Origin of the sequence: Microseira sp. BLCC-F43 (assembly GCF_041929235.1) — a bacterium.
Taxonomy (GTDB): domain Bacteria; phylum Cyanobacteriota; class Cyanobacteriia; order Cyanobacteriales; family Aerosakkonemataceae; genus Microseira.
On the sequence record NZ_JBHFNP010000177.1, the window covers coordinates 1 to 5,892 of the forward strand.

The window sequence follows — 5,892 nt, forward strand, 5'->3', positions numbered from 1 at the left end:
TAAAGTTGCCCATAACCGAGTTTTGCTCTATCCGACTTTTGAACATCAACGCGCTGAACTGCTTAAAGCCGATTATGCAATACGAGTGCAACCAGTAGAATCGGGTTGGCATCCGGAAACGATTCGCATCGGTAGTTGGGCGGAAATTACCGATATTTTTCAGGTAAGCGCAGCGGAAACTGTGGCGGCGTTGCTACCGTATCATATTTGGAACGAGGAGTTTGTCAGCACGCGCCTGAAATGGAAGCCGCGCCAGCCACTGTACGTATTATTACTGAGGACGTACAAGCTGCCTCAAGTCCGGGAAATTCAGTACTTGCCGGAATACGGCGGCTGCAAGTCTTGGATCGATTTAGCTGAAGATATTTCTTTAGACGGAAGCGTGCCGGTGTTGGATGATGCAATCTATACCCAACAGGTAGGGGAAATCCGCGAGGCGATTAAACATAGAGAGTCAGATAGCTGTTGCTTACCCGATCAGTAGCCTTGCTCTTCTGAGAATGAATTGTAAGACCGTCTCTTCTCTAGAAATAATCTCAGCTGTACCTTCCATTCCCGATTGAATAGTACATTGATGTCCCCCAATACTCAGAGTCAGAGCTTCTGGCTCAATAGTCACATCGTAGGCGGCATCAACAGCAACGGCAATACTCGCTTGTGCAGTATTGGAGTCTTTGCCTTGAGGCTTAATAGCGTCTGGAGAAATGGTGGTAACTTTGCCTTTGAGGGTGCCGTAGTCGGGGTAGGGACAGGCAGAAACCCGCAGATACGCGGTTTGGCTCGTTTCCACCTTGCCGATATCTCGAGATGATACCATCGCTTTGATCGCCAAAGGCGCTTCGCTGGGAGCAATTTGGGCGATCGCATCCCCTGGACGTACCACTTGATCGGTGTTGCGAAGATTCAGTTGCAAGATGGTGCCAGATGCTACGGCGCGAATCACAGTGTTGGCGAGTTCGATTTGCAATTGTTGCAGTTCTTGCCGATCGCGGTTGAGTTGATTTTGGAATTCAACTTTTCGCTGAATTAATTGCTCTCGTTCTTGTTTTAATCTGGCGAGGGTAGCTTTACCCGTAGCACTTTCTGCGGCAATTTTCTCCTTTACCATTGTCACAGTTGCATCGCTGGGATTGAGGGCAGCTTGAGTTCCTTGCCATCTTGATTCGGCAGCTTCAACCGCTCGTTTTTGCCGCTCAATATCTTGTTGTTTCGCCAAGATCGCTGCTTTTTGGGATTCTTGCGCCTGTTCTTGTTGTTCTACTGCTAGTTGTGCTTCCTGGTATTTATCTAGAGAAATTGCGCCCGCTTCGGCTAAAGGTTTATATCTGTCTTGCTTGGCTGTTACTGCTTTTAAGGCAGCTTGGATTGACTTTAAGTCTGCTTTGGCTGCTGTTAACTCGGCCTGCGCTTTTTGCCATTCTTCTTGTGCTATCCTTAAGTTCGCTTCAGCTTCGTTGGCTTGCGCTACAGCGGTGATTTGTTTGTCTTTTAAGTCCCGTTGGGTGCGGCTGAGTTCAGCTTGAAATGAGGCGATCGCACGCTGGGTGCGTTCAGCTTCAGCGGCAATTTGACTATCTAAGGCACTTGCCTGGATTTCGATTTGAGCCAGTTGCAGAGTAGCTTGCTGGATATTTCCTTGCAATTGCCGCTTTTTAGTTTGCAGGCGGGAATCGTCAATCTCGGCAATGATATCCCCTTGTTTGACCACCTGATTCGCTGCGACTTTGATACTTTTGACGGTTCCTTCAACGGATGACTGCACAATTCGCAATTCGCCTTCAGGACGAATCGCGGCAGGGGCTTTGACGCTGACTTTATATTTTAGGACACTGGCGAGGGCGATCGCAAAGCTGAAGGCTGCCAGGAGAACCAACCCTCCTAAAATTGTCCACCGACTGATGGGGGGCAAGAATTCATCTGGGGTGGCGGGATGGAGAAAAATTGCCTTAGCCTCCCCTGGGGAAGGGGTAGTTAGAGAGGGTGGTTTGGGAATCAAATTGGGTGCGGTCATAACCGATCCTTAATCCAAAATTGTGTTTCAAGGGTTCAAAAAGTCCAAATGCTCGCCGGGAAGCTGACGCAACGCCTCTGGACTTCCTTGCAATTTCAACTCTCCTTGCACTAGCATGACGATCCAATCTGCACGCAGGATGACTCTGGGGCGGTGGCTAATCAGAATGGTGGTTTTGCCCTGTCGGTAATATAAAAGTTTATCTAGCACCTTAGCTTCCAATACGGGGTCGAGAGCGCCTGTGGATTCATCTAAAATTAGCACTGGCGGGTCGGTAACAATTGCTCTAGCTATGGCTAATCTTTGCTTTTGGCCTCCTGAGATATTCGCGCCGAATTCTCCTAAGATTGTTTGATATTTGTCCGGCAGTTCGCTGATAAAATCGTCAGCACTGGCAATCTGGCAAGCCCTGACAATTTGCTCGAAGGTAACTTGGGGATAGGAAAAGCGGAAGTTATCAAAAATTGAGCGACTCCAGAAGTGAGGTTCTTGAGGCACCAGCACTACCTGCTGCCGCAGGCATTCTAAGGAGAGGTCTTGCTGGTTATAGATGCCATAGCGGATATTACCCGCTCGCAGCGGATATAATCCAGCAATCAGTTTAGCGAGGGTACTTTTGCCGCAACCGGATTGACCAATCAGTGCCGTTACTTTACCCCCTGGGATAATCAGATTGAAGTCTTTTAGCAGGTCAACTCTTCCCGCGTGGTGGAAGTTGAGGTGGGTGCAAATAATATCAGCATCGCCGGTAATTGTTGCCCAAGGTTTTTGTGTTTCGTTTTCCTCTTCTGGGGTGGCATCGAGGACTTCTGAGAGGCGTTGAATCACAATCTGGGCGGTAATAAATTCATCAATTAGCCCAATCACCGATCCCAGGAAGCCGAGAAAGTTGCCACTCATGCCATTAAAGGCAATCAACTGACCAATGCTTAAGGTGCGATTAATCACGAAGTAGCTGCCTAACCAAAGTAAACCAACAGTCGTCAGGTTAGAAATTATCCCCGTGATGGTACTGCTGTATAAATTCAACTTCATTGTTCCCCACCCTAGATTGGCGAGGCGACCAAAATTCCTCTGATACTCTTCCCAAGCTTGGGGAGTAGCTTGGGTGGTTTTGAGGACGAGGGCGCCGCGAAAGGTTTCTACCAAAAAGCCTTGGTTTTCCGTCGCTTCAATGATTGCGCTGCGGGTTTTTTCGCGCAAGGCGGGAAGGAAAAGTAGGTTGATCAGGGTAACGACGACAAAGGCGACGAGGGAGGCGACGCTGAGTTGCCAACTGTAGAACAGCATCAACCCCAAGGAGACGAGGGCAATAAAAAATTGGCTGGGTAAACCCAGGACAATTTGCGAAACGAGGGCGTTAATCGTTCTTACGTCGGAGATGCGACTGACTACTTCTCCACTGCGATGGGAATCAAAGTAGGATAAGGGCAACCGCAGGAGCTTAAACCCATAATCTAGGGTTAATCCCAGTTGCAGCCGTTGACCAAAATGACCGATCAGGTGAGATTGGACTAACCCGATAATACTCCTGAACAGATTCATGGCAATGACCCCGATCGCCACGCTAGTCAGGAGTTCTATATCTCCCCGCACCAATACGTCATCGGTGAGGAGTTGCATCATGATGGGGGAGGCGAGGGAGAGGAGTCCAACGGCGAGGTTAATCCCTATTGCTTCGGCTAAGATGTAGCGATAAGGCCAGACTCGCTTCAGGAAGCGCCCAAACCCACCAATTTTGTCATTTGGCTGCTGATAAAAGCGGGTTTCATCGGGCATCAGCAGCAGCATGACGCCATTCATCCAACCCCCCATTAATTCCTGGCGTTTGAGGTAGCGGATGCCGATGGCGGGGTCAGCAATGATGTATTTTTTGCCCCTTTTACCGTATAAAACGACCCAGTGGCTGCCTTTCCAATGAATGATGGCGGGCAGGGGGGCTTCGTTGAGTCTATCGATGAGTTCAGCGGTGGCTTGGACTTGGCGGGCGTTGAATCCCAAGGCTTCTGCCCCCCGTCTTAATCCCAAGAGCGTGGTGCCTCGCGTCCCTGTACCGACAGCTTCGCGGATGTGGCTGAGGGCAAAGGTACGTCCGTAGTGTTTGGCTACGGTAGCAAGGCAGGCGGCACCACAGTCTTCTTCGCTGTGTTGCAGGACAATTTGATATTTCATCGCAGACGCCGCACCAATCCGCTCATCTCCTCTCCATATAGCCGATTGCAGCCCCATGAGGTATACCTTCAACAGCTGTGTGCGGGCACCCTTAAGGGTGCCGCTACACAAAAGGCGCCAAAAGGCTGTACTTCACTCGAACAGCAATCCACTGTAATTGCTGGGGCAGCAAACTTCTCGGGAATCTACAGCGAATTGCTCTCTTTGTGAGGTACACAAGACCTACGCAAAACGCTATCAGGACTAAAGCTGCCTGTCACAATATGCCTCCGGCACGCTGCGCGAACGGTGGTTGGTGCGTGACGCTACAAGTCCCATTGCTACGAGAAAATATTCTCGCCGCGTCACGCACCCGGACAGAAAAAATATGCCAGTTGCGTAAGTCCTAGCTATAAAACTGATCCGGCAAAGTTGGGTTCATACTTCGCCGGGTCAGATGATTCTGCCACATTGGCGATGTCAGGTAGCGAAATTTGCTAACCGAGAGTTTCAGCATTTAGCTAAAACTTTTATTGAGGCAAGTCACGCCTTATATCTGGTTTTCCAACCGTAAAACCGATTGTGATTCACGTCTTTATACTAGACGTAGATTGCCGCTGGGGTTCACCGCTACCTGATATGTAAAGACGTACTGTTTATAGTAGCCGTAGTCATTGAGCTGTTTCAGTTGGATGGAACTGTTATACGGATCTTTCAAGAATTTCCCACTCACCTCAACTGGTGGATAAGAGAACTGTCCTGATGCCAATCCCAAAACAACATCTACCTGGTTAATTTGACCATCTTTATTTAGGTCACTAGAGCTGTACGGATCTTGATACAAGTAAGCCTCTTTTGTCATCAGCTCTTGTCCGCCTGCGACTGTTTCCGCCTGCTTGTCGTTCAGTTCGTTCCACAAATTATTTGTCATTTGATTGGCCTCCTTCTCTGCGTTCAAATATCAACAATGCCACACCCACCTTTCAGCTAATGCTAACTAAGTATATCTACCTAAACACAGTTATTTAAAGCGTTAAAAAACAGAACTTACCTAGTTATATCGCCAATCGGATAACGTTTAAAACAGTTACATGAGTGGGTTTAATTAGGGTCTTTTCGACCCATCTAAACTTTACTTGATTGGCTCAAAAAAAGAGCAAACTAGAAACAAAAATTTAAAAATGTCAAGAATTGACTTGCCATAGACAGTCGTCTTTTTCAGCATTTACGCAAAGAAACCGGGTTTCTACGAAAAATCCTTGGTTTGGCAAGGAGAGATTTACAAAGAAACAAAGGTGATGGTTTCGACCTGCGTAAGTCCTGTTTTTGAAAGACTGTAGGCATTCAGGAGTGAGGAGAATTTTCCATGATTCGCCCTCACCTCTGACGCCAAAATTTCTTGAATTCAAAGGAAAAACCCTGATGCAAAAATTAAAAACCAATTTGACTTAGCTGTGTTGCCAATTTGGCAAAAATTTACAAAAATTTATATAGCGATTGCACCAAAGCGAAGTCACAAACGCAGTCATTTTTTGGGCAATTTGCGGTACCAGACTCCCGCGAAAGGGGGGGTTCCAAAGGTTGGTTCACTAAGAGAAGCTCTTAGGTGCCGTGGCGCACAAGATTTCCTTCCCAAAAGATATTAACTCAAGTTGCTAGTTACATCCAAGGACAAAGAAACCCGGTTTCTCTGAAAAATCGTGGGTTTGACTCTGAGAAATTAACTCTGA

The 5,892-nt window shown here is 47.8% G+C and carries 4 protein-coding genes; 1 reads left to right on the forward strand and 3 read right to left on the reverse strand.

The genetic code is table 11. The features are described 5' to 3' along the window. Positions 1-484 (forward strand): DUF1802 family protein (locus tag ACE1CM_RS25070; protein WP_374881436.1); only part of this gene is annotated, 484 nt, incomplete at its 5' end. Here ACE1CM_RS25070 and ACE1CM_RS25075 read toward each other — a convergent pair. The 3 genes from ACE1CM_RS25075 to ACE1CM_RS25085 all read right to left on the reverse strand — a co-directional run bounded on the left by ACE1CM_RS25075 (position 470) and on the right by ACE1CM_RS25085 (position 5,093). Further along, positions 470-2,011 (reverse strand): HlyD family efflux transporter periplasmic adaptor subunit, encoded by a 1,542-nt coding sequence (locus ACE1CM_RS25075; protein ID WP_374881437.1) that lies wholly within the window; start codon positions 2,009-2,011, stop codon positions 470-472. The genes ACE1CM_RS25070 and ACE1CM_RS25075 overlap by 15 nt on opposite strands. Positions 2,012-2,038: 27 nt before the next feature. Next, positions 2,039-4,240, reverse strand: coding sequence for a peptidase domain-containing ABC transporter (locus ACE1CM_RS25080; RefSeq protein WP_374881439.1), 2,202 nt, complete (start codon positions 4,238-4,240; stop codon positions 2,039-2,041). Positions 4,241-4,757: 517 nt separating this feature from the next. After that, the gene (locus tag ACE1CM_RS25085; RefSeq protein ID WP_374881441.1) at positions 4,758-5,093 is read right to left on the reverse strand and encodes a hypothetical protein; all 336 of its coding nucleotides are present in this window, start codon (positions 5,091-5,093) and stop codon (positions 4,758-4,760) included. Positions 5,094-5,892 lie beyond the last annotated feature (799 nt).

Excerpts from the sequence above, each read along its gene's own strand:
- ACE1CM_RS25075 (WP_374881437.1), bottom strand. The coding sequence starts at position 2,011 with ATGACCGCACCCAATTTGATTCCCAAACCACCCTCTCTAACTACCCCT.
- ACE1CM_RS25080 (WP_374881439.1), bottom strand. The coding sequence starts at position 4,240 with ATGGGGCTGCAATCGGCTATATGGAGAGGAGATGAGCGGATTGGTGCG.
- ACE1CM_RS25085 (WP_374881441.1), bottom strand. The coding sequence starts at position 5,093 with ATGACAAATAATTTGTGGAACGAACTGAACGACAAGCAGGCGGAAACA.